19 protein-coding genes are annotated in these 22776 nt (G+C 70.3%); 7 read left to right on the top strand and 12 right to left on the bottom strand.

Annotation, left to right across the window (positions count from 1 at the left end; genetic code table 11):
• Nucleotides 1-17: 17 nt before the first annotated feature.
• The 3 genes from dusB to ppdK all read left to right on the top strand — a co-directional run bounded on the left by dusB (nucleotide 18) and on the right by ppdK (nucleotide 5302).
• Nucleotides 18-1145, top strand: coding sequence for a tRNA dihydrouridine synthase DusB (dusB, locus tag ACLJWH_RS16060; RefSeq protein ID WP_411142385.1), 1128 nt, complete (start codon nucleotides 18-20; stop codon nucleotides 1143-1145).
• Nucleotides 1146-1333: 188 nt separating this feature from the next.
• Nucleotides 1334-2035, top strand: coding sequence for a type 1 glutamine amidotransferase (locus ACLJWH_RS16055; RefSeq protein ID WP_411142384.1), 702 nt, complete (start codon nucleotides 1334-1336; stop codon nucleotides 2033-2035).
• Nucleotides 2036-2551: 516 nt separating this feature from the next.
• Nucleotides 2552-5302: a pyruvate, phosphate dikinase gene (gene ppdK, locus ACLJWH_RS16050; protein ID WP_411142383.1), complete on the top strand. Its 2751-nt coding sequence runs from the start codon at nucleotides 2552-2554 to the stop codon at nucleotides 5300-5302.
• A gap of 325 nt (nucleotides 5303-5627) precedes the next feature.
• On the opposite strand, the gene ACLJWH_RS16045 is transcribed toward ppdK, so the two are convergent.
• Entirely contained in the window at nucleotides 5628-5807 is a 180-nt protein-coding gene (locus ACLJWH_RS16045) for a hypothetical protein (protein WP_131125500.1), read from the bottom strand.
• 790 nt (nucleotides 5808-6597) lie between these two features.
• Between ACLJWH_RS16045 and ACLJWH_RS16040 the strand changes: the two genes are divergently transcribed.
• Nucleotides 6598-7446, top strand: coding sequence for an ArsR/SmtB family transcription factor (locus ACLJWH_RS16040; RefSeq protein WP_411142382.1), 849 nt, complete (start codon nucleotides 6598-6600; stop codon nucleotides 7444-7446).
• Nucleotides 7447-7662: 216 nt separating this feature from the next.
• Here the strand turns inward: ACLJWH_RS16040 and ACLJWH_RS16035 are convergent, their stop codons facing one another.
• The 6 genes from ACLJWH_RS16035 to ACLJWH_RS16010 all read right to left on the bottom strand — a co-directional run bounded on the left by ACLJWH_RS16035 (nucleotide 7663) and on the right by ACLJWH_RS16010 (nucleotide 13903).
• Entirely contained in the window at nucleotides 7663-8601 is a 939-nt protein-coding gene (locus tag ACLJWH_RS16035; RefSeq protein ID WP_411142381.1) for a TauD/TfdA dioxygenase family protein, read from the bottom strand.
• Between the two features lie 107 nt (nucleotides 8602-8708).
• Nucleotides 8709-9554 carry a carbohydrate ABC transporter permease gene (locus ACLJWH_RS16030; protein ID WP_411142380.1) on the bottom strand — a complete coding sequence of 282 codons (846 nt, stop codon included), beginning with the start codon at nucleotides 9552-9554 and terminating at the stop codon, nucleotides 8709-8711.
• 6 nt (nucleotides 9555-9560) lie between these two features.
• A complete protein-coding gene (locus ACLJWH_RS16025; RefSeq protein WP_411142379.1) occupies nucleotides 9561-10556 on the bottom strand; it encodes a carbohydrate ABC transporter permease in 996 nt (331 codons plus the stop codon).
• A gap of 38 nt (nucleotides 10557-10594) precedes the next feature.
• Nucleotides 10595-11863 carry an ABC transporter substrate-binding protein gene (locus tag ACLJWH_RS16020; RefSeq protein WP_411142378.1) on the bottom strand — a complete coding sequence of 423 codons (1269 nt, stop codon included), beginning with the start codon at nucleotides 11861-11863 and terminating at the stop codon, nucleotides 10595-10597.
• 997 nt (nucleotides 11864-12860) lie between these two features.
• Nucleotides 12861-13067 carry a DUF397 domain-containing protein gene (locus ACLJWH_RS16015; RefSeq protein WP_411142377.1) on the bottom strand — a complete coding sequence of 69 codons (207 nt, stop codon included), beginning with the start codon at nucleotides 13065-13067 and terminating at the stop codon, nucleotides 12861-12863.
• Nucleotides 13068-13069: 2 nt separating this feature from the next.
• On the bottom strand, nucleotides 13070-13903 hold the full coding sequence (locus ACLJWH_RS16010) for a helix-turn-helix domain-containing protein (RefSeq protein ID WP_411142598.1): 834 nt from the start codon (nucleotides 13901-13903) through the stop codon (nucleotides 13070-13072).
• A gap of 189 nt (nucleotides 13904-14092) precedes the next feature.
• On the opposite strand from ACLJWH_RS16010, the gene ACLJWH_RS16005 reads away from it, so the two are divergent.
• Nucleotides 14093-14539 carry an ATP-binding protein gene (locus ACLJWH_RS16005; RefSeq protein WP_411142376.1) on the top strand — a complete coding sequence of 149 codons (447 nt, stop codon included), beginning with the start codon at nucleotides 14093-14095 and terminating at the stop codon, nucleotides 14537-14539.
• A gap of 216 nt (nucleotides 14540-14755) precedes the next feature.
• Here the strand turns inward: ACLJWH_RS16005 and ACLJWH_RS16000 are convergent, their stop codons facing one another.
• Nucleotides 14756-16861, bottom strand: coding sequence for an APC family permease (locus ACLJWH_RS16000; protein WP_411142375.1), 2106 nt, complete (start codon nucleotides 16859-16861; stop codon nucleotides 14756-14758).
• 563 nt (nucleotides 16862-17424) lie between these two features.
• Between ACLJWH_RS16000 and ACLJWH_RS15995 the strand changes: the two genes are divergently transcribed.
• A complete protein-coding gene (locus tag ACLJWH_RS15995; RefSeq protein WP_411142374.1) occupies nucleotides 17425-18018 on the top strand; it encodes a hypothetical protein in 594 nt (197 codons plus the stop codon).
• A 141-nt stretch (nucleotides 18019-18159) separates the two neighbouring features.
• On the opposite strand, the gene ACLJWH_RS15990 is transcribed toward ACLJWH_RS15995, so the two are convergent.
• The 3 genes from ACLJWH_RS15990 to ACLJWH_RS15980 all read right to left on the bottom strand — a co-directional run bounded on the left by ACLJWH_RS15990 (nucleotide 18160) and on the right by ACLJWH_RS15980 (nucleotide 20344).
• Nucleotides 18160-19101: an oxidoreductase gene (locus tag ACLJWH_RS15990; protein WP_411142373.1), complete on the bottom strand. Its 942-nt coding sequence runs from the start codon at nucleotides 19099-19101 to the stop codon at nucleotides 18160-18162.
• Nucleotides 19102-19346: 245 nt separating this feature from the next.
• Nucleotides 19347-19727 (bottom strand): ArsR/SmtB family transcription factor, encoded by a 381-nt coding sequence (locus tag ACLJWH_RS15985; RefSeq protein ID WP_411142597.1) that lies wholly within the window; start codon nucleotides 19725-19727, stop codon nucleotides 19347-19349.
• A 107-nt stretch (nucleotides 19728-19834) separates the two neighbouring features.
• Entirely contained in the window at nucleotides 19835-20344 is a 510-nt protein-coding gene (locus ACLJWH_RS15980; protein ID WP_411142372.1) for an SRPBCC family protein, read from the bottom strand.
• A gap of 473 nt (nucleotides 20345-20817) precedes the next feature.
• Between ACLJWH_RS15980 and ACLJWH_RS15975 the strand changes: the two genes are divergently transcribed.
• Nucleotides 20818-22209 (top strand): MFS transporter, encoded by a 1392-nt coding sequence (locus ACLJWH_RS15975; protein WP_411142596.1) that lies wholly within the window; start codon nucleotides 20818-20820, stop codon nucleotides 22207-22209.
• A 236-nt stretch (nucleotides 22210-22445) separates the two neighbouring features.
• On the opposite strand, the gene ACLJWH_RS15970 is transcribed toward ACLJWH_RS15975, so the two are convergent.
• Nucleotides 22446-22607, bottom strand: coding sequence for a hypothetical protein (locus tag ACLJWH_RS15970; protein WP_411142371.1), 162 nt, complete (start codon nucleotides 22605-22607; stop codon nucleotides 22446-22448).
• Nucleotides 22608-22776: the final 169 nt, after the last annotated feature.

The following is a 22776-nucleotide window of genomic DNA, read 5'->3' as shown; positions in this document are numbered from 1 at the left end:
GAAGGAATCCGCCTCCCATGACTCTGCTCCAGATCGGTCCGCACACGGTGCAGCCCCCCGTGGTGCTCGCGCCGATGGCCGGGATCACCAACGCCCCGTTCCGGACGCTCTGCCGGGAGTTCAGTGGCGGCAAGGGCCTGTTCGTCAGCGAGATGATCACGACGCGGGCGCTGGTCGAGCGGAACGAGAAGACCATGCAGCTGATCCACTTCGACGCGACCGAGAAACCGCGCTCGATCCAGCTGTACGGCGTCGATCCGGACACCGTCGGCAAGGCCGTCCGCATGATCGCGGACGAGGACCTGGCCGATCACATCGACCTGAACTTCGGCTGCCCGGTCCCCAAGGTGACCCGTAAGGGCGGCGGCTCCGCGCTGCCGTACAAGCGGAACCTGCTGCGCGCGATCCTGCGCGAGGCGGTGGCGAACGCGGGCGCGCTGCCGGTCACGATGAAGATGCGCAAGGGCATCGACGACGGCCACCTCACCTATCTCGACGCGGGCCGGATCGCGGCCGAGGAAGGCGTGAGCGCCATCGCGCTGCACGGGCGGACGGCGGCCCAGCACTACAGCGGCACCGCCGACTGGGACGCCATCGCCCGGCTGAAGGAGCATGTCCCGGAGCTCCCGGTGCTCGGCAACGGCGACATCTGGTCGGCCGACGACGCGGTGCGGATGATGCGCGAGACCGGCTGCGACGGCGTGGTCGTGGGGCGCGGCTGCCTGGGCCGGCCGTGGCTCTTCGGCGACCTGGTGGCCGCCTTCGAGGGCACCGGCACCGCCGCGCAGCCGACGTTCAAGGAGGTCGCGGCCGTGATGCTGCGGCACGCGACGCTGCTGGGGGAGTGGCTGGGGGACGAGGCGCGCGGCGTGATCGACTTCCGTAAGCACGTCGCCTGGTACACCAAGGGCTTCTCGATCGGTTCCGAGATGCGCCGGAACCTCGCCATCACCTCCTCGCTCGACCAGCTGGACGGTCTGCTGTCGGAGCTGGACCTCGACCAGCCGTGGCCGGTGGGCGCGGACGGCCCGCGCGGGCGCACGTCGGGCCGTGACCGGGTGGTCCTCCCGGACGGCTGGCTGGACGACCCGTACGACTGCGCGGGCGTGAGCGCGGACGCGGAGCTGGACACGTCGGGCGGCTGACGACCGGGCCGGACGGCTGACGGCCGGCGGTGCCCCGCTCTCCCGGTCGGGCACCGGACGCCTCCTCGGCGGAAGTCAGCTGCGTGCCGGGGCGGGATCGGCGATGCTGAGGGCCGCGTCCGCGGGGCGCGCAGCAGACCCATGTGCGGCCGGGGGCGGCCCCGGTCCGCGTGACCGGGAGGGGAGTGATGGCCGTGCGCGCCCTGGTCATCGTTCATGACCACATGTCCACCACGGGCCACGTCGGCGAGCGGCTGGCCGAGCGGGGCTACGCGCTCGACGAGCTGCTCGTGGTGCCCGCCGAGCGGTACACGGCACCGGACGTGGACGTGGTGTTCCCGCCGCCCACGAACTATGGCTTGATTCTGACCCTCGGTGCTCCGTGGTCGCTGACCCGGATAAATGGCTGGATGAGCGCGGAACTGGCGCTGCTGCGCACCGCGCACGAGGCCGGCATACCCGTGCTGGGCATCTGTTTCGGCGGCCAGGCGCTGGCCACGGCGCTCGGCGGCCGGACGGAGCGGGCGCCCCGCTTCGAGCTGGGCTGGAGCCGTATCGAGGCCGACGAGCCGGAGCTGGTGGGCCCGGGGCCGTGGTTCCAGTTCCACGGCGACCGCTGGCAGCTGCCGCCGGGCGCCCGTGAACTGGCCCGTAACGAGGTCGCCTCGCAGGCGTTCGTCCGCGGCCGCTCACTTGGCGTGCAGTTCCATCCGGAGCTGACGCCCGAGGTGCTGCGGACCTGGTTCGACCAGGCCGGTGCCGCGATACCGGCCGGGGCCGCCGCGGACCCGGACCGCCTCGTCGCCGAGCTGCGCGCCGATCTGCCCGCCGTACGGGAGCGGGCGCGCACTCTGGTGGACGCCTTCCTCGACCGGGTCGCCGAGGTGTGACGACGGCGCCGGGGCGGGCGGCGGCGGTGCCGAGGTGCGCGGCGACGGTGACCAGGCGCACGGCGACCGCGCCACCGCCCACCGCCCGCGCCCGGCAGCCGCGACGACCGTCCGGATGGCGGGATCGAACGTCTCCCGAGCGCGTGATTCTCGCCACCCTTGATAAGGGGTGCGCTCAGATGAGCATTTATGGAAGGGCTCCACCTCTCCAACGGTGGCACTGGGTGCCATCTGCCACGCGTTCGACTGGTCAATTCAGCAGTTGCGCTTGGTGATGACTCATGGCACTCGGTAGCACATCGGCCACATCCCGCCCGCCGATCCGCGTGATGTATTCAGGTAGTGAATGCACCGTTCAACGGGACGGCAGTTTCGATCTGCTGGCAGATAGCCGGTTACGCACGCATGTCGACCAAGTGGACGTACCCAGACGCCTTCGATCTGGGTATGTTCCTCGCCGTCAGGGCAGCCTCCCCCAACGCCGTCCGGGGGTACCCCCAACGAGGAGTCGGTCCCGTGCCGGAAACCCAAGATCCCCACGTCACCCAGCCTGCGCCCACGAAGTTCGTCTACGACTTCACCGAGGGCAACAAGGACCTCAAGGACCTCCTCGGCGGCAAAGGCGCCAACCTCGCCGAGATGACCAACCTGGGGCTTCCCGTCCCGCCCGGCTTCACGATCACCACTGAAGCCTGCAAGGTCTACCTCGACACCGGAGCGGAACCCGCGGCACTGCGTGCCGAGGTCTCGGAGCACCTCGACGCCCTTGAGAAGAAGATGGGCAAGAAGCTCGGCCAGGCCGACGACCCGCTGCTCGTATCGGTCCGCTCGGGCGCGAAGTTCTCGATGCCCGGCATGATGGACACCGTCTTGAACATCGGCCTCTCCGACGCGTCGGTCGCGGGCCTCGCGGCGCAGGCCGGCGACGAGCGGTTCGCCTGGGACTCCTACCGCCGCCTCATCCAGATGTTCGGCAAGACCGTGCTGGACGTGGACGGCGAGCTCTTCGAGGAGGCGCTGGAGGAGGCCAAGCGGGCCAAGGGTGTCAGCGTCGACGTCGAACTGGACGCGGCCGATCTGCGGGCGCTGGTCGGCGCGTTCAAGGACATCGTCGCCAAGGAGACCGGCCGGGACTTCCCGCAGGACCCGCGCGTGCAGATGGACCTCGCCGTGCGCGCGGTCTTCGACTCGTGGCACACCGACCGCGCCAAGCTCTACCGCCGCCAGGAGCGCATCCCCGGCGACCTCGGCACCGCGGTCAACATCTGCTCGATGGTCTTCGGCAACCTCGGCCCCACCGCGACGTCCCTGGGCGGCGGCACCGGCGTCGCCTTCACCCGCGACCCGGCCAGCGGCCAGCAGGGCGTCTACGGCGACTACTTGCAGAACGCGCAGGGCGAGGACGTCGTCGCCGGCATCCGCAACACCGTGCCCCTCGCCGACCTCGAAGGCATCGACAAACCGGCGTACGACGAGCTGATGCGGATCATGGAGACGCTCGAAACGCACTACCGGGACCTGTGCGACATCGAGTTCACCATCGAGCGCGGCAAGCTCTGGATGCTCCAGACCCGGATCGGCAAGCGCACCGCGGGCGCTGCCTTCCGGATCGCCACCCAGCTCGTCGACCAGGGCCTGATCGACGAGGCGGAGGCCCTGCAACGGGTCAACGGCGCACAGCTGGCGCAGCTGATGTTCCCCCGCTTCGACCTGGACGCGAAGGCCGAGATGATCGGGCGCGGCATCGCCGCCTCCCCGGGCGCGGCGGTCGGCAAGGCCGTCTTCGACTCGTACACCGCCGTCAAATGGTCCCGGTCCGGCGAGAAGATCATCCTCATCCGCCGGGAGACCAACCCCGACGACCTGAACGGCATGATCGCCGCCGAGGGCATCCTCACCTCCCGCGGCGGCAAGACCTCGCACGCCGCCGTCGTCGCCCGCGGCATGGGCAAGACCTGCGTCTGCGGCGCCGAGGAACTGGAGGTCGACACCAAGCGGCGCCGGCTGACCACCTCGGACGGGACCGTCATCGAGGAGGGCGACATCGTCTCCGTCGACGGCTCCTCCGGCAAGGTCTACGCCGGTGAGGTGCCGGTCGTGCCGTCCCCCGTCGTCGAGTACTTCGAGGGCCGGATGCACGCCGGCGCCGACGACGCGGACGAGCTGGTCAAGGCCGTCCACCGCATCATGGCGTACGCGGACCGGGTGCGCCGGCTGCGGGTCCGGGCCAACGCCGACAACGCCGAGGACGCCGCGCGTGCCCGCCGGTTCGGCGCCCAGGGCATCGGTCTGTGCCGCACCGAGCACATGTTCCTCGGCGAGCGCCGCGAGATGGTCGAGCGGCTCATCCTGGCCCACACCGACGCCGACCGGGACGCCGCCCTCGGCGATCTGCTGCCGCGTCAGAAGGCGGACTTCATCGAGCTGTTCGAGGCGATGGACGGACTGCCGGTGACGGTACGGCTGCTGGACCCGCCGCTGCACGAATTCCTGCCCGACATCACCGAGTTGTCGGTACGGGTCGCGCTCGCGGAGTCCCGTAAGGACCCCAACGAGAACGATCTCCGGCTGCTCCAGGCCGTGCACAAGCTGCACGAGCAGAACCCGATGCTCGGACTGCGCGGCGTCCGTCTCGGCCTGGTCATCCCCGGCCTGTTCGCGATGCAGGTACGGGCCATCGCCGAGGCCGCCGCCGAGCGCAAGAACGCCAAGGGTGACCCGCGCGCGGAGATCATGATTCCGCTGGTGGGCACCGTCCAGGAACTGGAGATCGTCCGGGACGAGGCCGAGCGGGTCATCGCCGAGGTCGAGCGGGCCCGCGGCGTCAGCCTCAAGCTCACCCTCGGCACGATGATCGAACTGCCCCGGGCCGCCCTGACGGCCGGCCAGATCGCCGAGTCCGCCGACTTCTTCTCCTTCGGCACCAACGACCTCACCCAGACGGTGTGGGGCTTCTCCCGGGATGATGTGGAGGCCAGCTTCTTCACCGCGTACCTGGAGAAGGGCATCTTCGGCGTCAGCCCCTTCGAGACCATCGACAAGGACGGCGTGGGCTCACTGGTACGCAGCGCCGCCGCGGCGGGCCGGGCCACCCGCCCCGACCTCAAGCTCGGCGTCTGCGGTGAGCACGGCGGCGACCCGGAGTCGGTGCACTTCTTCCACGAGGTGGGCCTGGACTACGTCTCCTGCTCGCCGTTCCGCATCCCGGTCGCGCGGCTGGAGGCGGGCCGCGCCGCCGCCGAGTCCAAGGGGAGCGACAGCCGCTGACCCACTGCGGGGACCGCGGGCGCGCTCGGTGCCCGCGCCACCCCCGAAGACCACCGGAGCCGACGGCCCGGCACCCTCAGCCGTACCGCCGGCTACGGCACCCCACGAGGGCGGCACCTGTGCGGAGGTGCCGCCCTCGGTCCTGCTGTCCGTCTGCGGACGGGCCGCGGGCGGTCGGGATCGCTCGATCGGTCGGGTCTATCTCCGGGCACACCGAATTCACCCGTATCGCCCGTATCATCCGCCACGGCCCTGGCAGGGGCCATCGCCATCGGCGTCGTCCGCCGCCCGGGTCGGCGCCCGCCGTCCGCGTCCGCCGCCCAGGTCAGGGAAGCATGAACACCGCGAAGATGGCGATGAGGATGAAGATGACGAGGACGGTGACCCAGAGGAAGCGGAAACCGCCTTCGGGGTTGTCGGTGCCGCCGCCGCGAGGCCGGTCCTCGGGGAGCCGGGCGTCAGCCGGTCGGTCACGGGAGTAGAAGTCGTCGTCGGAGTCGGTCATCACACCCACCTTCATCGAAGGCAGCGTGCCCTCATTCGCAGGGCTCCAGCGCTGTGCATACCATTCTCTACCACCTTAAAAGAAAGCAAAAGCCTCGTATGGGGCATATCGCCGGATGGGTGGGCGGTGACCGCTGTCGATCGGTGACGGAGCGTGCTCGGCCGGTGCGCGGGCCCGGATCGGGGCAGGGTGCGGCGGGGCGGGGCGTCGCCGTCGTGCCGGGATCGGCCGGGGGTGTGGAACCCCTGTCGGGTGATCGTGTGGGCCGAACGGCCCTGCGCCCGCCGGGCGGGCTGCCCCGCAGGTGAACGCGGGCGAGGGCGGCACCCGTGCGGAGGTGCCGCCCTCGCTTTTCTCCGAACTCCCCCCTCGGGAGCTGCCGCCACCCCCGTCGGCGAGGGAAGGCGGCCTTCCACGGAAATGCTGAGCGGTCGGTTATTTGCTCATCACCCCCCACGGGATCGAGCAATCCGTTCCGTTCGCATCGCCGTCGAATTGAGTACAGCATTCCTGCCGCCCACCCGGTGGCGCGACCCTTTTCAAGTCTGGCCAAAAGGGCGTGGTGACCACCCGTGTTGCCGTGCATACTCAGGCATGCCGGGGGTCGACCGAGGAAAACATGGGTGGGGGTTCGGTGTTACGCGTCCATTTCAGTGGACTCGATCTGGCCCGTGTGCGTATCGCCACGCGCCCCGATGTGCTCTGGGAGACGGTCCTAAGCTTTCATCGACTACGCGACCGACGTGACGATACGGCGTTCGGAAAATGGCGTTCGGAAACACGCGGTAAGTTGAATGGCGAAACGCGACTGCTGGCACCTCTCGTTCCCACGCGCGGGTATTTTCCCGATTTCTTGACGCCACCTGAAGGTCACCTCGGGTTGGACGACGCGTTGTCCGCCCTGCGCGAGACGCCCGCCGCCCGGCTCCACGACGACCTCGCCCGGCTCTCGCTCGCCCGCCCGCTCCCGTCCTGGCTACGGGCCATGGGCGACGGCGACACCCGCCCGCTCGGCCGGCTCGCGGGCACCCTCCGGCACTACTACGAGGCGGCCGTCGCCCCCTACTGGCCGCGCGTCCAGGGCCGGATCGAGGCCGACCGGGCCGCCCGCGGCCGGGCCCTCCTGGACGGCGGCGCGGACCGGCTGCTCGCCTCGCTCCCGCCGATGATGCGCTGGCGGCCACCGGTCCTGGAGGCCGACTACCCGGTGGACCGTGACCTCCATCTCCGCGGCCGGGGGCTGCTGCTCCTGCCCTCGTACTTCTGCCGCCGGACGCCGGTCACCTACCGTGACCCGGACCTGACGCCCGTCCTGGTCTACCCCGTCGAGCATCAGGCGCTCAGGGCCGTGCCGCCTGCCCCGCCGGAGCGCTCGCTGGGCCGGCTCGTCGGCCAGACCCGCTCCGCGATCCTCCAGGGCATCGGCGTCGGCTGCACCACCAGCGAACTCGCCCGCCGCGTCGATGTCTCCCTGGCCTCCGCCAGCCAGCACGCGACCGTACTGCGCGACGCCGGTCTGCTGCTCACCCTCCGCCAGGGCAACGCCGTGCTGCACACGCTCACCCCGCTGGGCAGGGCCCTGCTGCGCGGTGCCCGCCCGGCGGAGGCGGAAGCGGCGGCGTACGAGCGGCTGGGGTGACGGGCGCGCCCCGCGGGCGGACAGCCGGACGGACGGGGCGCCCTCGGTACGGACGACAGACGGGGCGCCCTCGGTACGGGCGACAGGCGGGGCGCCCGGTACGGACGGGCGTCGGGCAGTACGCGCGGTCGGTGATCGGCGCAGTGGCCGGCGAACGGTGCGGTGGCCGGCCGACAACGGTCCGTACGAGGTCCGGCACAGTGACCGGTGCGGCGATCAGTACGGGCGGTCGCCCGCGATGGCGACCCGTTCGGCGATCCGGCGGTGCGGTGCGTAGTCGTTCACCGCGTAGTGCTGGGTGGCGCGGTTGTCCCAGAACGCGATGTCCCCGGCCTGCCACCGGAACCGCACCTGGAACTCCGGCACCTGTGCCTGCTGGAACAACAGCCGCAACAGCCGGTCACTCTCGGCCTCCGCCATCCCCACGATCCGGGTCGTGAACGAGGCATTGACGAACAGCATCCGCCGCCCGGTCTCCGGATGGCGCCGCACCACCGGATGTTCCACCGGCGGGAACTCCCCCTGAAATGGCGCCAGTTGGGCGGACGAGTAGAAGCGCGCGAAGCCCGGCAGATAGTCGTGCACGGCGCGCGCCCCGTCGATGCGCTCCTTGATATCCGGTGCCAGATTGTCGTATGCCACCGCCATATCGGCCCACATCGTGTCCCCGCCGGACGGCGGGACCTCGCGCAGCTGCAACACCGCGCCCAGTGCCGGGCGTTCGCGGAACGTCACATCCGTATGCCAGACATTCTCGAACGTGGGCACCCCGCCCGCCGACTTGTCGAAACGTACGATATCGTCCGCATCGCCGGCCGCCAGCAACGGATTGGTCTCCAGCTCACCCCAATTGCGCGCGAATTCGCGCTGCGCGCCGGACGTCAGATGCTGGCCGCGGAAGAACAGCACCTTCCACTCCAGCAGCGCCCGGTTCAGCTCTGCCCGCAGGGCCGCCGACACCGGACGGGACAGGTCGAGACCGCGGATTTCGGCCCCGAGGGTGGCGGCCTGCGGTACGACCTCGAACAGTTCGTACGGCCGGTCCTGCCAGTCGTCGGGGGTCCGGCGCAGGACGCGCGGGCCCTCGTACAGGCCGTCGGCGGGGATGCGGTACGGGCGGAGTACGGAGTCGGCGGGACCGGCGATGACTGTCAACTGGACCTCCGGGGAGAGAAGCGAGAAGAGAGAGGAGAGAGCGGGAAGGGTGCGGGAAGGGAGCGGAGAAGAAACCGGAGAAGAAACCGGAGAATCGCCCTACGCCGTCAGTCATCGATGCCGGTGCGCTCCACCCCCGCGACGATGTAGCGCTGGAGCAGCAGGAAGACCAGCACCAGCGGGGCGATCGAGACGGCCGCCGCGACGAACAGTTCGTGCAGATTGAGGCTCTGCGCGGTGGTGAACGTGGACAGTGCGACCTGGACCGTCCAGGACTCCTGGTCCTGGCCGATGACCAGCGGCCACAGGAACGCGTTCCAGGCGCCGATGAAGACGATCGTGCCGACCGCGGCGAAGACCGGCCGGGCGTTGGGGACGACGATGCGCCAGTACGTCCGCCAGTAGCCGAGCCCGTCCACCCGGGCCGCGTCCTCCAGCTCCTTGGGGAAGCCGAGGAAGTACTGCCGGAAGATGAAGCAGGCGAAGGCGCTGAACAGGGTCGGAATGACCAGACCGCGCAGCGTGGAGATCCAGCCGAGGGACGAGACCAGGACGAAGCTCGGTACGAAGGTGACCGCCGCCGGGACCATCAGGGTGCCCAGGACCGCGTAGAAGACGATGCCGGAGTGGCGGTAGGGGATCCGGGCCAGACCGTATCCGGCGAGCGAGGCGAGCAGGACCGTGCCGACGGTCGTGGCGACGGCGATCAGCGTGGAGTTGAGCAGCGCCCGGCCCATGGGGAGGTTCGGATCGCGGAAGACCTCGGTCAGATTCGACCACTGGAGGTCGTGCGGGAAGAACGTCCAGTCGGGCGCGGTGATGTCCTGCTCGGTGGCCAGCCCGTTGCGGACCAGGAGGTAGAAGGGGATCAGGAAGAGCAGCGCGAGGGCGATCAGAAGGACGATCCGCAGCGCGCGGCCGGCCCTGGCCAGCGCGTCGTGAGCGTCATGCATGGGCGGTCAGTCCTCCTTGCGGCCGAGGCCGAACCAGCGGGCCTGGGCGACGGTCGCCACGGCGATGATCAGCGCCAGGATCACCGCGCCCGCACTGCCGAGCCCGAGGTTCTGCTCCCGGCCGAGCGCGGTGTAGTAGAGGTAGACCAACGGCGGTCTGGCGTACGGCGGATAGCCGCGGGCGTCGCTCAGCAGGTTGTAGAACTCGTCGAACGCCTGAAACGCGTTGATGACCAGGAGCAGCACCACCGCGACGGAGGTGGCCCGCAGCTGGGGGAAGGTGAGGTGCCGGAAGACCTGCCAGCCGGGCCGGGCGCCGTCCACCGCCGCGGCCTCGTACAGCTGCGGGGAGATCCGCTGGAGTCCGGCCAGGAAGAGGATCATGTAGAAGCCCGCTTGCAGCCACAGCCGGACGGTCACGATCACCAGCCAGTACCAGGGCGGATGCGTCGTCGACAGCCAGGCGGTCTGATCCCCGCCGAACCAGCCCAGCACGGTGTTCGCGAGCCCGAACCGCACCCCGTTGAAGATCGACAGCTTCCAGATCAGCGAGGCGACGACATAGGAGCAGGCGGTCGGCAGGAAGAACACCGACCGGAAGAACGCCTGGGCGAACCGCAGCCGGTTGACCATCAGCGCCAGGCCGAGCGAGAGCGCGAAGGTCGCCGGCACGATGAAGACGGTGAACAGCAGGAACGTGCCCAGACTGCCGAGGAACGCGTCATCGCTCAGCATCGACGCGTAGTTGTCCAGCCCGACGAAATCGGTCGGGGTGACGGTGTTGTGCGCGTCGAAGAAGCTGAGATAGACGCTCCAGGCCAGCGGTACGTACGTGAACAGCCCCAGCCCGATCGCGAACGGGCCGACGAAGACCCAGAACCAGAGGTTGCGGCGCTGCGGCCCGAGCAGCCGGGCGCCGAACGAGGGCCCGGGGGCCGTAGCGGCCGGCCGGGGGGATGCCACGGCCCCGGCCCCGGCCCCTTCGGTCGTCCGTACGCTCATCTCTCCACGCTCACTTACTCACGCTCACTTATCCACGCTCACTTCTTCTTGACCCGCTGGAGCTCGGCGTTGACCTGGCGGATCACGGTCTTCAGCTCGCTCTCCGGATGCGCGCCGTCCTTGATGATGCGGCTCAGCGCGTCCTGATAGGCCGTACGGTCCGCGGTGGTCCACAGCAGCGGCTCGGCGTAGCCGTGCTCGGTCGCGAACCGGACCGCGTCCGCGGCCGGGCCCGTCCGGAGCTGTTCGGCCTTCTTGGCGAGCGAGATCCGGGCCGGGATGTGGAAGCCGTACGAGAGCGCGAAGTCCTGCTGGTAATCGGTGCGGTCCACCCACAGCCACTTCGCGTACGCCTTCGCCTCCGCCGTGCGCTTACCGCGCGCGCTGACCGCCACCCCGTACGCGCCCACCGGGACCGAGGGCCTGCCGCCCGCCCCGTCCTTCGGGAACGGCAGTACGCCGAAGTCGTCGCCGAGCGCCTTCTTGACCTGCGGCAGCGCCCACAGCCCGGACCACTGCATCGCGGTCAGCCCCTGGATGAAGGCGGACGGGTCCGACCAGTCGGTGGGGGCGCCCAGCAGCAGCGACCGGTCGGCGTACAGCCGGTGGATCTTGCCGAGCGCGCGGGCGGCGGCCGGATCGTCGAACCCGGCCTTGCCGTCGTCGCCGATCAGGCTCAGCCCGGCGGCGAAGAGAGGGGTGCCGCCGAGGACGCCGACCCCGCCGTCGTTCCCCAGGAACAGCCCCTTGACCTTCTTCGTGGTCAGCTTCCGCGCCGCGTCCACCAACTCGTCGAGTGACTGCGGCGGTTCGACACCGGCATCCTTGAGGAGGCTCTTGCGGTAGTAGAGCAGCTGCGTGTCGATGGCCTGCGGGATGCCCCAGATCTTGTCCTGCCAGATCTTCGGGGCGAGCACGGCCTGGTTGAAGTCGTCCTTGACGGGCTCGACCTCGGCGGTGAGATCGACGACCTGGCCGCCCCGGATCTGGTCCAGGAGCGGCCCGTTGACCTCGAAGACGTCCGGCCCGGAATCGGTCAGCAGCGCGGCGGCGGTCTGCCGGTCGTAGTCGCCGGGCCGCCACTGCACGGTGACCGCCGCCTTCCGGTAGGCGGCGGCGTACCGCTTTACGGCCTGCTCGGCGCCGGCCTCGCCGTACTGGTGGTACCACTGACTGATCGCTGGCCCCGAACCGCCGCCGCCCCGGCCGGTGTTCGATCCGCAGGCCGCCAGCACCCCGGTGAGCGCGATGCCACCGGAGACGGCGAGCAGCCGCCGCCTGCCGATGCCGTGGTCGGTACCCGTCATGGCCGGACGCCCCCTGTGCTCGTAGCTGAGTGGTGATCGACGATCGCCACGCGGTGCGGCGACCACTGTGCCGCACGAGCGTGAAGAACGCATTGCACCTTTACGAACCGGGTCGGCGCGTCGGATGTTCCACCTCAGGGGCCACGCCTGGTGTCTCGTGATCCTTTTTGCATCACTTCGAGTTATTTGCAACGAGTCTCTTGATGTCGGTCCGGACGAGGCGGACCTTGGCCAGGATCTCTTCGGCGGTGGCCGTCCAAGTGAACGGGTTGACGCCGGAGTTCCAGGTGCCGGTGTCATTGCGGACCCGCGTGATCAGGACGTCGGCGCCGGCGGAGGTGGAGCGGCGGATACTCCGCCAACTCGCTTGTCAACCCTGGGACGAGGGTGGTGGAAGCCGGCGGTGTCATCAGCGTCAGCGCAAATCACCCGCGCCCCTACCTGCGCGGGTACTTGCTCCTGGGCACCGCCGGAACGGTCACCTTCCTGTCCGGGCGGCCCGCGCTGGGCATATCGGGTCTTCCAGCGGTTCACGGTCGGCAGAGACACTCCGAGCAGCCCGACAAAACCCTTGCGGCGACTCCTATCGCCCGACCACAGGACAATCCGGGTCCGCGAGGCCACAACCACAGGAACACCCCGGTGTACGCCAACTCCCGGAATTCTGCCAACCGTTCCACGGAGAGATCCACCGCCGGCAGCAACGAGGCAGGGAGCGGGTTCCGGCGCGGATTCGGGGTCAGTGATCGCGCCGACGCGCATGACGCCGCCGATCGTCGCTGGTCTTTCGCGTTGGTCCACAGGCGAGTTGGCGAAGTATCTGAAGCGGGCCGAGGGCGTCGCCGTGTCCTGGCGCTACGTTGCGCGGGTCTGACGCGAGGAGAATCTCAAGCCGCACCGCAAGGACAAGAGGCCGGACCGTTCACCTGGACCGCAGCTGCTGAAGAGATCCTGATGAAGGTCCGACTTGTCCAGATGCAAACGGGATCACGAGACACTAGTGACGCGGGCGGCCCCGTGCGAACTGGCCATCTGTGACGGCGCGGTGGAAGGCGGTCCAGGCAGCCGGGGTGAGGATGAGCGCGGGACCGTCGAGATTTTTGGAGTCGCGGACGGCTACGGTTCCGGGGATGTCGGTGGCTACTTCGACGCACTCGTTCTCGTGGTCGCTGTAGCTGGACTTGCGGTAGGTGAAGTCGGACATGCTCACAGTTCCTTGCCCAGGTTGCTGATGAATGCTCGCGAATCGCTCTCGCTGAGCGCTTGCTGTGCGATTTTCTCGAACAGTTCACCGTGGTGGGAAGCCTCCTCTCCGCCTTCGATCCACAGCGGCGTACGGGGGATCTCGACGTAGACCACGTCCATCGCCCCGGGGTCCGCGAACGAGATCAGGCTGAAGCCGCAGCCCATGCCCAGCTGGGCTCCTGCGCTGAAGGGCAGCACCCGGATGCTGAGGTTCGGCCGCTGGGCCTCAGCGGCCAGATGCTCAAGCTGTTCACGCATCACGTCTGTCCCACCGACGAGGTTCCTGAGCACGGCTTCGTAGACGATGGCGTTCAGGCGGAGCGGCGGGTCATCGACCAGGCGCCGTTGGCGGGCCAACCTCGCAGTCACGAAGTGGTCGTCCGGGTTTAGCGCGCGAACGTAGCCGGAGGTTTGCAGCAACCCTGGGATGAAAGCGACCTGCCAGGTCTTGATGGCTCTGGCGGCGCTCTCCAGGATGGCGTACTCCTTCATCGGAGGGGAGAACGGTGCGTCGTTCCACCACCCCTTGGCCTTGCGGCGCTCGCGGTCGATCCGTGCCAGCTCCAGCAGACCGCCGACGACCGCAGGGTCGTCCACGTTGTACAGGTCGCACAAGGCCCGGATATCCGGATCGCGTACGGGAACCCAACCACCCTCCATCTTTGCGACCTTGGTTGTGGACGCGGTGAGCCTCTTGGCGGCCTGAGTCTGCGTCATGCCTGCTGCGGTCCGGAGCTGTGTGAGCTCCCGGCCCAGTCGGCGCCCCAGGACAGTTGAAGTGCTGTTTCCCTGCATCGATTGGCTTGCTGTCACGCGATCAGTGTGGTGGTGGGCGGACGAGGCATGCAAGCTCGTACGGAGGAATGCCTCCAAGAGGAATTGCAACGATCACCGATCCGCCACTACCGTCCGTAGGGAACTGATCGCGCAGCGACTCCAGTTGGCATGCTGATGCGCGCTGCCCAAATCCGGAGGTGGCCGACGATGATCGCCCCACAGGAACCGGCGGAAAAGACGGAAAGGGTCCTCCACGAGGACGTGCTCGACTACACCTCGCGCCCCAAGAGCGTCTCGCTTGCGCGCCACCGTGCCGCCCGCCTCGTCGGAGAGTGGGGAAAGGGTCAACTAGCCGACACGACATGCTTGTTGGTGTCCGAGCTGGCCACGAACGCCATCCGGCACGGCGCCGTACGCGGCCGGTTCTTTCGGGTTCGGCTCACCCTTACGGAGTCCGCGCTGCGGATCGCCGTGACCGACGCGCGCGGTGAACGCCTGCCTTGCGAGGGCGCGCCCGCACCGGACGACACGCACGGGCGCGGCCTGCTGCTGGTGCGTACGCTCTCGGCCCGTTGGGGCGTCAGCGTGCTCGCCGTCGGTAAGACGGTGTGGTGCGAACTGGATGTGACGGAGGACGGCGCCGTCCCCTCCTGAGCCACCGGACCGGGTACGCGAGTGCACATGGGTACGAGGATGGAAGCGGTCGGGGAACGGTGCGGGAAGCGGAGACCGTGGCCCGGCGGCCGGCCCCGGACAACCGTACGGGCCGGCCCGCCCCAGGCTCCCTTGCCGAATACCGGTTGCCGCATGCCGTACGCCCGGGTCTCGGGCGTACGGCACGCGTGTCAGGGGGCCGGGGCCACCGCCGGGCTATCGCCCGCAGCGGCCGAAGGCTTCGGGGCTTCCTGGATTGCCAGGGCTCTCAGGCTTTGCGGGACTCTCGGCGAGGGCGCCCCGGCCGCCGCTCACCGGGCTGCTGAGGCGTCCGGAGCCCGTACCTCTGCTACTGGTGCTACTGCCGCCACCGGAGCCACCGGAGCCACCGGCCGAATCGAGCCGGAAGCGGAGCCGGCAGATGACGGCGTCGGTGTTGCGGCGGACCGCATGGGCGACGACCGCGCCGCGCGGGTTCTGGAGCAGCCGCTGCCACAGGTGGGCCGGTTCGGCCTCCGGGATCAGGACGGTGACGCGGGTGGCGGGGCGGCGGCCCTTCAGATAGCTCACATAGGCGGCCACGGGACGGCCCACCGAGCGGGTGGTGGAGGGGAGTTCGAGCAGTTCGACGCCGGGGTTCCACAGTTCCCAGTCGCGGCGCAGCGCCTCGGCGGCCTGGCGGTCCTCGGGTGCGTCGTAGGTGACGGTGACGGCCACCACCTCGTCGCCCAGTGAGACCGCCGCGTTGAGAGCTTCGCAGGTCAGGCGGGAGAGGTGGGAGACGGGCACGATGACGAGGGAGCGGGCGCGGCGCGGCGCTTCGGGGATGCGGCCCAGGCCCAGGCTCTCGCCTATCCGGCCGTACGCGCGGTGCACGGCCTCGAAGGCGAGGACCAGGACCGGCAGCGCGATGACGATCAGCCAGGCGCCCTCGGTGAACTTGGTGGCGGTGACCACGACGGCCGAGACACCGGTGAGCAGGGCGCCGAAACCGTTCAGCGCGATTTTGCCGCGCCAGCCGGGGGAGCGCGCGCCGAGCCAGTGCCGCACCATGCCCACCTGGCAGATGGTGAAGCCGACGAAGACGCCGATCGCGAAGAGCGGGACGAGGGTGTTGACGTCACCGCCGGAGAAGACCAGCAGCGCGGCGGCGACGGCGGCCAGGGCCAGTACGCCGTGCCGGTGGACCTGGCGCTCCGCCTTCAGCCCGAAGACGTGCGGCAGGTAGTTGTCCCGGGCGAGCAGCCCCATCAGGACCGGCAGCCCGCCGAACGAGGTGTTGGCGGCCAGCGCCAGCAGCACCATCGTCGCGAACTGGACGACGTAGAAGGCCCAGTTGTGGCCGAGCGTGGCGTCCGCGAGCTGGGCGAGGACGGTGACGCCCTCGACCGGCTGGAGGTGGAAGCGGCCGATGAGGACCGACAGGCCGATCAGCATCACACCGAGCAGCGCGCCGAGCGCGATCTCGGTGCGCTGGGCGCGCTTGACGGCCGGGGTTCGGAAGGACGGCACCGCGTTGGCCACCGCCTCGACACCGGTCAGTGCCGAACAGCCGGACGCGAACGCCTTGAGGAGCAGCAGGGCGCCGACGGCGGTGGCGTTGTGGGAGACGACGGAGGCGTGGCCGTCGGCGGTGAGAGTGGAGACGGGCGCGTCCCGGCAGAGGCCGACGACGATCATCGTCAGGATCGAGCCGACGAAGACGGCGGTGGGCAGCAGGAACGCCTTCGCCGAGTCGACGATGCCGCGCAGGTTGATGGCGGTGACCAGGACGAGCACCGCCAGGCAGATCCAGAGGCGGTCGCCGTAGAGGGCGGGGAAGGCGGAGGTCAGGGCGGCCACCCCGGCCGTGACGGAGACCGCGACGTTGAGGACGTAGTCGAGGACGAGGGAGGCCGCGGCGACCAGCGCGGTGCGTCGGCCGAGATGGGTCTTGGCCACCGCGTACGAGCCGCCGCCGTCGGGGAACGCGGCGATCACCTGACGGTACGAGGCGACCAGGACCGCGAGCAGCGCGGCGATGGCGAGTGTCACGGGGAGGGTGAAGCCCAGGCCGTGGGCGCCCGCGGCGGCCAGGACCAGGACGATCGACTCGGGTCCGTACGCGACCGAGGCCATGGCATCGAGCGAGAGGGCGGCGAGGCCCTGGACGGCGGTGAGGCGATGCCGGGCGTCGGCCTCCGGGGCGCTGTCGTCGCCGGTGCCGTCACCGCTGCTGTCGGCGGTGTCGTGGTGGGGGGAGGAGGGCCGTCCGGGCCGGGCTCCGGTGGCGGTATTGGGGGGTTCCTCGGGCCGGCTTGCGGGCTGGGACACCATCGACATCTTTCGTCGTACCTCCGTGCGGCACCGTACGTGGAAAGGCCCGCCCCGGGGCTCCCGGCGCCCACGACGGCGGACGGCCGGGCCCGGTGACGGGGTGCGCCCAGCGTGCGGGGTACAGGACGGCCCGGCCGTGACCTTGGCGGGGCTTTGGCGGGTAACCAGGGGTTCTTCACGGGTTCTTGACGGGGACGACCGTGTCCTCCGGCGTGCGCGACGGCGCGTCAGGAGTGCATCAGGGGCGCGTCAAGGTTCCTGCACGCTGTATCAGTGCCGTATCAACGCCCCGGCCGCCCCGGGGACACCGCCCTAGCTTCGTCTCCATGGGACGACGACGAGACCTGGGCCCCGAGTTCACGGCGGATGGCGGGGGAGGCGAGGGTGACGGGGCCGGCGAGCGGCACGGGAACGGGGAGAGACGGGCGGGGGACATACGTGGTGCGGGTGCGGCGGGTGCTGCGAGCGCCGTGAACGCTGCGGGTGAGACGGGGATGACGGGTACGCCGGGTGTGCTGAGTGTGCCGGGCGGGACGAGTACGCACGGCGCGACGAGTGTGCCGAGTGCGATGAGCACGACCGGAGCGACGGGCGCGACGGATTCGACGGGAGGGGCCGGGCATGCGGGAGTGGACACCTGGTCGGCGATTCCACCACCGGTGCCCGGTGGTGCGGTTCATGACCGGACCTGGGCACCCGAACTCCGGGCCGCGGTCCGGTGCACAGCCGGGCTCTTCGCCCTCATGCTGCTGGTCGACCTCGCCAACCGGACCCTCGAACCGGGCCGCATCGCCTGCTGGACGGCCGTCGCGCTGGTGCTCTTCGCGATCCTCTACCCGCCACGGGTGACGGCCGGCGAACACTGGCTGGCCTCCCGCGGCCTGCTGCGCACCCGCCGGGTCCGTACCGATCTGCTCGTGCTCGTCCGCCGCAGTGACGGAATGGCGCCCCGCCTGATACTCCGCGACGCCCTGGGCGGCCGCGTCGAACTGGACCCCAAGGTCTTCACCGCGAACCCGTTGCTCTGGCACCACCTCGACCAGGGCGTACGCCGGTCCCGCGCCCGCGGCCTGCTCCGCTGCGGCGCGGCCCCGCTCCAGGCGCTGGCGGACCGGATCGACCGCGACGGCGCGCGGGCGGTGTTCGACGCGTCGGGGCTGTAGTCCGTCGTGTGGGGGCGGTGGGCGCCCGGCACGGATCGGACCAGGTCCTGTCGGATCGTGGCCCTGGGATCGTGAGGCTGTCAGAGCGTGGCGCTGACAAAACGTGCGCTGTCAGATCGAGTGCTGTCAGATCGTGTGCTGTCAGATCGTGGCGGGCCGGATGAAGTCGTAGTGGACATCGGTGAGTTGTTCCGAGGCGACCCACAGCCGTTCCGAGGTCGTGTCCTTCTTCGTCCACGGCGCGCGGAAGGACTGGGCCGGGGCGCCACGCAGTCCGTTGCGCGGGCCGATGAACGAGTCCGGCCTCATATGCGGGGCGGTCGCCGCACAGAGGGTGCCCAGCGCGCCGCCTTCCGGGGACTGGCCGATGACGCGGTTGCCCAGCCCGATGACGCGTTCGGCGGACCGGCGGCCCTCCATCCGCACACCGGCGGTCTGCAAGTTGGTGGTGGCGTAACCGGGGTGCGCGGCGGCCGCGACGACCTGGGAGCCGGCCGCCGCCAGTCGCCGGGACAGCTCGTGGACGAACAGCAGATTGGCGCTCTTCGACCGGCCGTACGCGATCCAGCGGCGGTACGAGTGCTCACTGTTGAGGTCGCCGAGATCGACGTCGGCGAGGGCGTGGAGTGTGCTGGAAACGCTGACGACGCGGGCCCCGGGGGTGGCGAGGAGCTTGGGGAGCAACAGTCCTGTCAGCGCGAAATGGCCGAGATGGTTGGTGCCGAACTGCATCTCGAAACCGTCGGCGGTCGTGCGGTACGGCAGCGCCATCACGCCTGCGTTGTTGATCAGCAGGTCGAGCCGGCTGCCGTCGAAGTCGTCGAGGGCGGCGGCGAAGTCCCGTACGGAGGACAGATCGGCCAGATCGAGGCGCCGGAACTCGACCTCGGCGGTGGGAACCTCGGTCCGCAGCCGCTCCAGGGCGGCGACACCGCGCGCCTCGTTGCGGCAGGCCAGCAGCACGCGGGCGCCACGGCGCGCCAGTTCGCGCGCGGTGACATAGCCGATGCCGCTGTTGGCGCCCGTGACGACCGCCGAACGGCCCGTCTGGTCGGGGATGTGGCTGGTGTTCCACCGGGTCACGCGTGCGCTCCTCCGTAGGGGAGTCCAGGGTACGCCTCAGGGGCAGCCCGATTCGGTCCGGTTCCGGAGATCGCCATCAGCCCGCCGGGCCCTTCGTCCGGCCTTCCGTCCGGCCTTCCGTCCGGCCTTCCGTCCGTCGTTCCGCTGGGCCCTTCGGCGGGGCTTCGGCGGGCCTTCCGGGGGTCTCCGCACTGACCCCCGGTGGGTTCTTCGCCTCGCCTCCTGGCGGCCGTCGGCCGGTGGTGTTACGGCGGCGAGTTCTCCGGCTGTGGGGCCTTCGGTTGTTCGGGTGCTCGGCTTTCGGCCGGTGGAGCGTCGACTGCCGGATCTTCGGCGAGCTGTTTGATGGCCGAGAGGCGCGTGTCCCAGTCGGCGGCGAGCCGGTCCATCCACCGGGCGGTGACCCCGAGCCGCGCCGGTATGACCCGGTATCGCGCCTCGCGGCCCGCCCGATGGCCGGCGACGAGTCCGGCCTGGTCGAGAACCCCCAGGTGTTTGACGATCGCCTGGCGGCTGACCGGCAGCTCCGTGGACAGGACCGTGGCGGTTGCCTCACCGTGTGCGGCGAGGGCGTCGAGTATCCGGCGGCGGGTCGGATCCGCCAGCGCGGACAGCACCTCCGCCACCGTGTCCCGGCCTTCGTCCCGGCCTTCGTCTCGGATCCGGCCCTGATTTCGGTCCTGGCCCTCGTTTCGGTCCTGGTCCTGGCCCTGGTTCCGCTTCGGGTCCGACGTCATGCCGCGAGTTGCTCCGCGTACCGCCGGATGTTGTCGACCTGGGCGGACCAGCCCTCGGAGTGGCTCTCGTACGAGGCTCCCGCGGCCGTCTCCGCCGGAATGTCGAGGTCGGCGAACCCGGTCTCCACCACGCGCAGCCGGGTCCCCTCGCCCTCCGGGGTGAGGGTGAACTCCACGAGGGTGGAGTTGCCCTCGACCGCCACCTCACCGGGGAACCCGCTCGCCCAGCGGTAGGAGAAGCGGTGCGGCGGCTCGACCGTCACGATCGTCGTCGGGAACTGGCGCCCCGCGCCGTGATCGAGATGCATGATGCCGCCCGGACGCAGGTCGACCGGGGTCGGCTCGCCCTGCCCGAACCACGAGCCGACGTGCTCCGGCTCCGTGAGCACCGCCCATACCCGCTCCACGGGCGCCGCGATGCTGATCTCGCGCTCGATGCGGTTCCTGCCCTGGCCACTCTCCGGAGCTGTGCTGTCGCCGGTGGTGGTGTTGTCGTTGGTGCTCATGGGATGAACCTCCCGCCGTTCTGCCGTCGTGATGCATATGTTCGTGCTACTCGATGGTTGCACGTTGGGGTGGATAGGTGCAACCGGTGGGTTGCGTGAGATGGCTGTGGGTGTGGCTGCCGACTGCCGACTGCCGACTGTGTGCATGGCCGTGTGCGGGAGGCGTGCGTCCCGTCTGTCTGCCCGTCCGTCCTCTCGTTCCTCACGTGGCCCCGGTGCCTCGTCGCCCCGTCGCCGCGTCGTCCCGGCATCGGGAGTCGGCCTGAAAGAGTCCAACGCCCGTGGCGCCGTGGGCTGTTCAGGTGGCATGGGCCGGGCCGCATGCAGGTCGTGGGGCGGCCCGAAAACGAGTGGCACAAGGCCGCGTGCTCCGCATAGCTTCTGCGCTCGTGACCGATGATCCGGTGCGTTCATCCAGCAGTTCGCCCGCGATATCCACGGAGCCGGCCGTGGTGGTCTCCGACGGGCGGACAGTGACGGCTGAGCGTGCGTCGGGGTCGTCCGGACCCGCCGAGACGTTGTTCTCCGGGACGTACGCGGCCGCATCCTCCAGTTTCGCCGCGGTGATGTTCCTGACCGGGCTCGCCGCGCTGGCCGTGGTTCCCACCTTGCCGACGGCCGCCCGGGACCTGGACGGGGTGGCGCTCTTCCCGCTGGTGGCGGGGTGCTTCGTGGCCGCGAGTCTGCTGGGCGGGGTACTGGGAGGCCATTGGGCGGACCGTTCCGGGGCGCACCGACCGCTGGCGGCGGGCATGGCGCTGGCGGTCGCCACCCTGCTGGTCTCGGCCGCCAGCACCTCGATCTGGCAACTGGCGGCCGGGCGCTTCCTGGACGGGCTGGCGGGCGGAATGGGCGCGGTGTCGATCAACGCCGCCATCGGCCAGGCATACCCCGACCGGCTGCGGGCACGTGCTCTGGCGCTGATGAGTGCCTGCTGGATCGTCCCGTCACTGGTCGGCCCTCCGCTGGCGGGGCTGGTGGCCGGATGGTGGTCCTGGCGCGCGGTGTTCTTCGGTCTGGCCGTTCTCACCCTGGTGCCGGCGCTCGTGGTGGTGGCCCTGCTGCGCGGCCGTTCCTGGCCGCCCGCACCCGCGCCCGCACCGTCGGCGGACCGGCCGCGGAGCCCCGCGCTGATGGTCGCGACCGCGGTGAGCGCGGGTGCGGCGTTGGGGCAGTACGGCGTCTCGGGCTGGGACACGCACCACCTGCTGTTCGTGGCGGGTGGGCTCGCTCTGCTGGTGGTGTTTGCACCACGGCTGCTGCCGCCGGGCACCTGGTGTGCCGGGCGCGGGCTGCCGGCCACGGTGCTGCTGCGCGGCCTGGGTTCAGGAGTGTTCTTCACGCTGGAGGCATTCGTGCCCCTGCTGCTCGTCACCGACCGGGGCGCGCCTCCGGTACTGATCGGCCTGGCCTTCACAGGTGCCGCCGTGGCCTGGGCCGCCGCCTCCTGGGCGCAGAGCCGTCTGCTGGAAAGCCGCCCCCGCCACCACCTGGTCGTGGCCGGTGCACTGGTGCTGGCGACGGCGGTCGCCCTCGCCGTGGCCGGGACGCTTCCCGCGATGCCCGCGTTCGTGGCGGCGTCGGCCTTGGTTGTCGCGGCCGTCGGCATGGGCATGTTCGCCCCTTCCCTCACCGTACTGTCGCTCTCCCACAGCCCGGCCGACCGCCAGGGCTATGCGAGCGGCGCGATGCAGACGGCCCAGAACCTGGGCCAGACAACGGTTCTGGGCCTCTCCTCCGCTCTGCTCAACGCCTGCCTGGGCGCAGGCTCCGCCGACTCCGCCGGCTACGCAGCCGCCTTCGGGCTGCTCCTCGCGCCGTGCCTCCTCGCCACCCTCCTCGCTGCCCGCACCCGCATCACATGAGCGAAACCACGAACCACGTCCCCGTAGGCATGCCGCCGCCCATCGATCGACGGGCTCCTGAATCGAGGGACTCCTGAAACCGACCGGCTCCTGAAACCGACCGGCTCCTGAAACCGACCGGCTTCTGAACCGACGGGCTGCTGAACAAGATCAGTAAGTGGTGGGGGTGTTCAGCGACCGGTTCTCGCTCCCGTACCGCGAGGGTGCCGTTTCGTACGGCCGGCGCCTTCTCCGTCCTAGGCCGCATCGACAGCAACCAGGCCCTCGCCACCAGCACGCTCCACCTCCTCCACCTCCTCTACCTCCTCTACCTCCTCCATCTCCTCCTTCGCTGTCCCCACCGTCTCCACCACACAGTCGGCCCCGACCATCCCGGCCACCCCGTCGACACCAGCCACTGTCCGGCCGGGGACCGCACCACTGCCATCGGTTCGCGCCTCGCGCGAGCCCGGATGGCCGTGGGCCCGGACGCGCTCCTCGCCCGCTTCCGCTTCGCACGGCCCGCCTGGCTGACGGGCAGCCTCCCGCCTGGGGCGACGAGTTCCCCGTCAAGCCGCCGCTCGCCCT

This window comes from Streptomyces sp. x-80 (assembly GCF_046549095.1).
Taxonomy (GTDB): Bacteria; Actinomycetota; Actinomycetes; order Streptomycetales; family Streptomycetaceae; genus Streptomyces; species Streptomyces celluloflavus.
This window is presented reverse-complemented; position numbering and strand designations above follow the sequence as displayed.

Bases quoted from the DNA above. Each gene is read 5' to 3' on its own strand.
- ACLJWH_RS16010 (WP_411142598.1), bottom strand. From the start codon at position 13,903: ATGCAGGGAAACAGCACTTCAACTGTCCTGGGGCGCCGACTGGGCCGG.
- ACLJWH_RS16025 (WP_411142379.1), bottom strand. From the start codon at position 10,556: ATGAGCGTACGGACGACCGAAGGGGCCGGGGCCGGGGCCGTGGCATCC.
- ACLJWH_RS16000 (WP_411142375.1), bottom strand. From the start codon at position 16,861: ATGTCGATGGTGTCCCAGCCCGCAAGCCGGCCCGAGGAACCCCCCAAT.
- ACLJWH_RS16055 (WP_411142384.1), top strand. From the start codon at position 1,334: ATGGCCGTGCGCGCCCTGGTCATCGTTCATGACCACATGTCCACCACG.
- ACLJWH_RS16020 (WP_411142378.1), bottom strand. From the start codon at position 11,863: ATGACGGGTACCGACCACGGCATCGGCAGGCGGCGGCTGCTCGCCGTC.
- ACLJWH_RS15980 (WP_411142372.1), bottom strand. From the start codon at position 20,344: ATGAGCACCAACGACAACACCACCACCGGCGACAGCACAGCTCCGGAG.
- ACLJWH_RS16015 (WP_411142377.1), bottom strand. From the start codon at position 13,067: ATGTCCGACTTCACCTACCGCAAGTCCAGCTACAGCGACCACGAGAAC.
- ACLJWH_RS16005 (WP_411142376.1), top strand. From the start codon at position 14,093: ATGATCGCCCCACAGGAACCGGCGGAAAAGACGGAAAGGGTCCTCCAC.
- ACLJWH_RS16030 (WP_411142380.1), bottom strand. From the start codon at position 9,554: ATGCATGACGCTCACGACGCGCTGGCCAGGGCCGGCCGCGCGCTGCGG.
- ACLJWH_RS16045 (WP_131125500.1), bottom strand. From the start codon at position 5,807: ATGACCGACTCCGACGACGACTTCTACTCCCGTGACCGACCGGCTGAC.
- dusB (WP_411142385.1), top strand. From the start codon at position 18: ATGACTCTGCTCCAGATCGGTCCGCACACGGTGCAGCCCCCCGTGGTG.
- ACLJWH_RS15995 (WP_411142374.1), top strand. From the start codon at position 17,425: ATGAGCACGACCGGAGCGACGGGCGCGACGGATTCGACGGGAGGGGCC.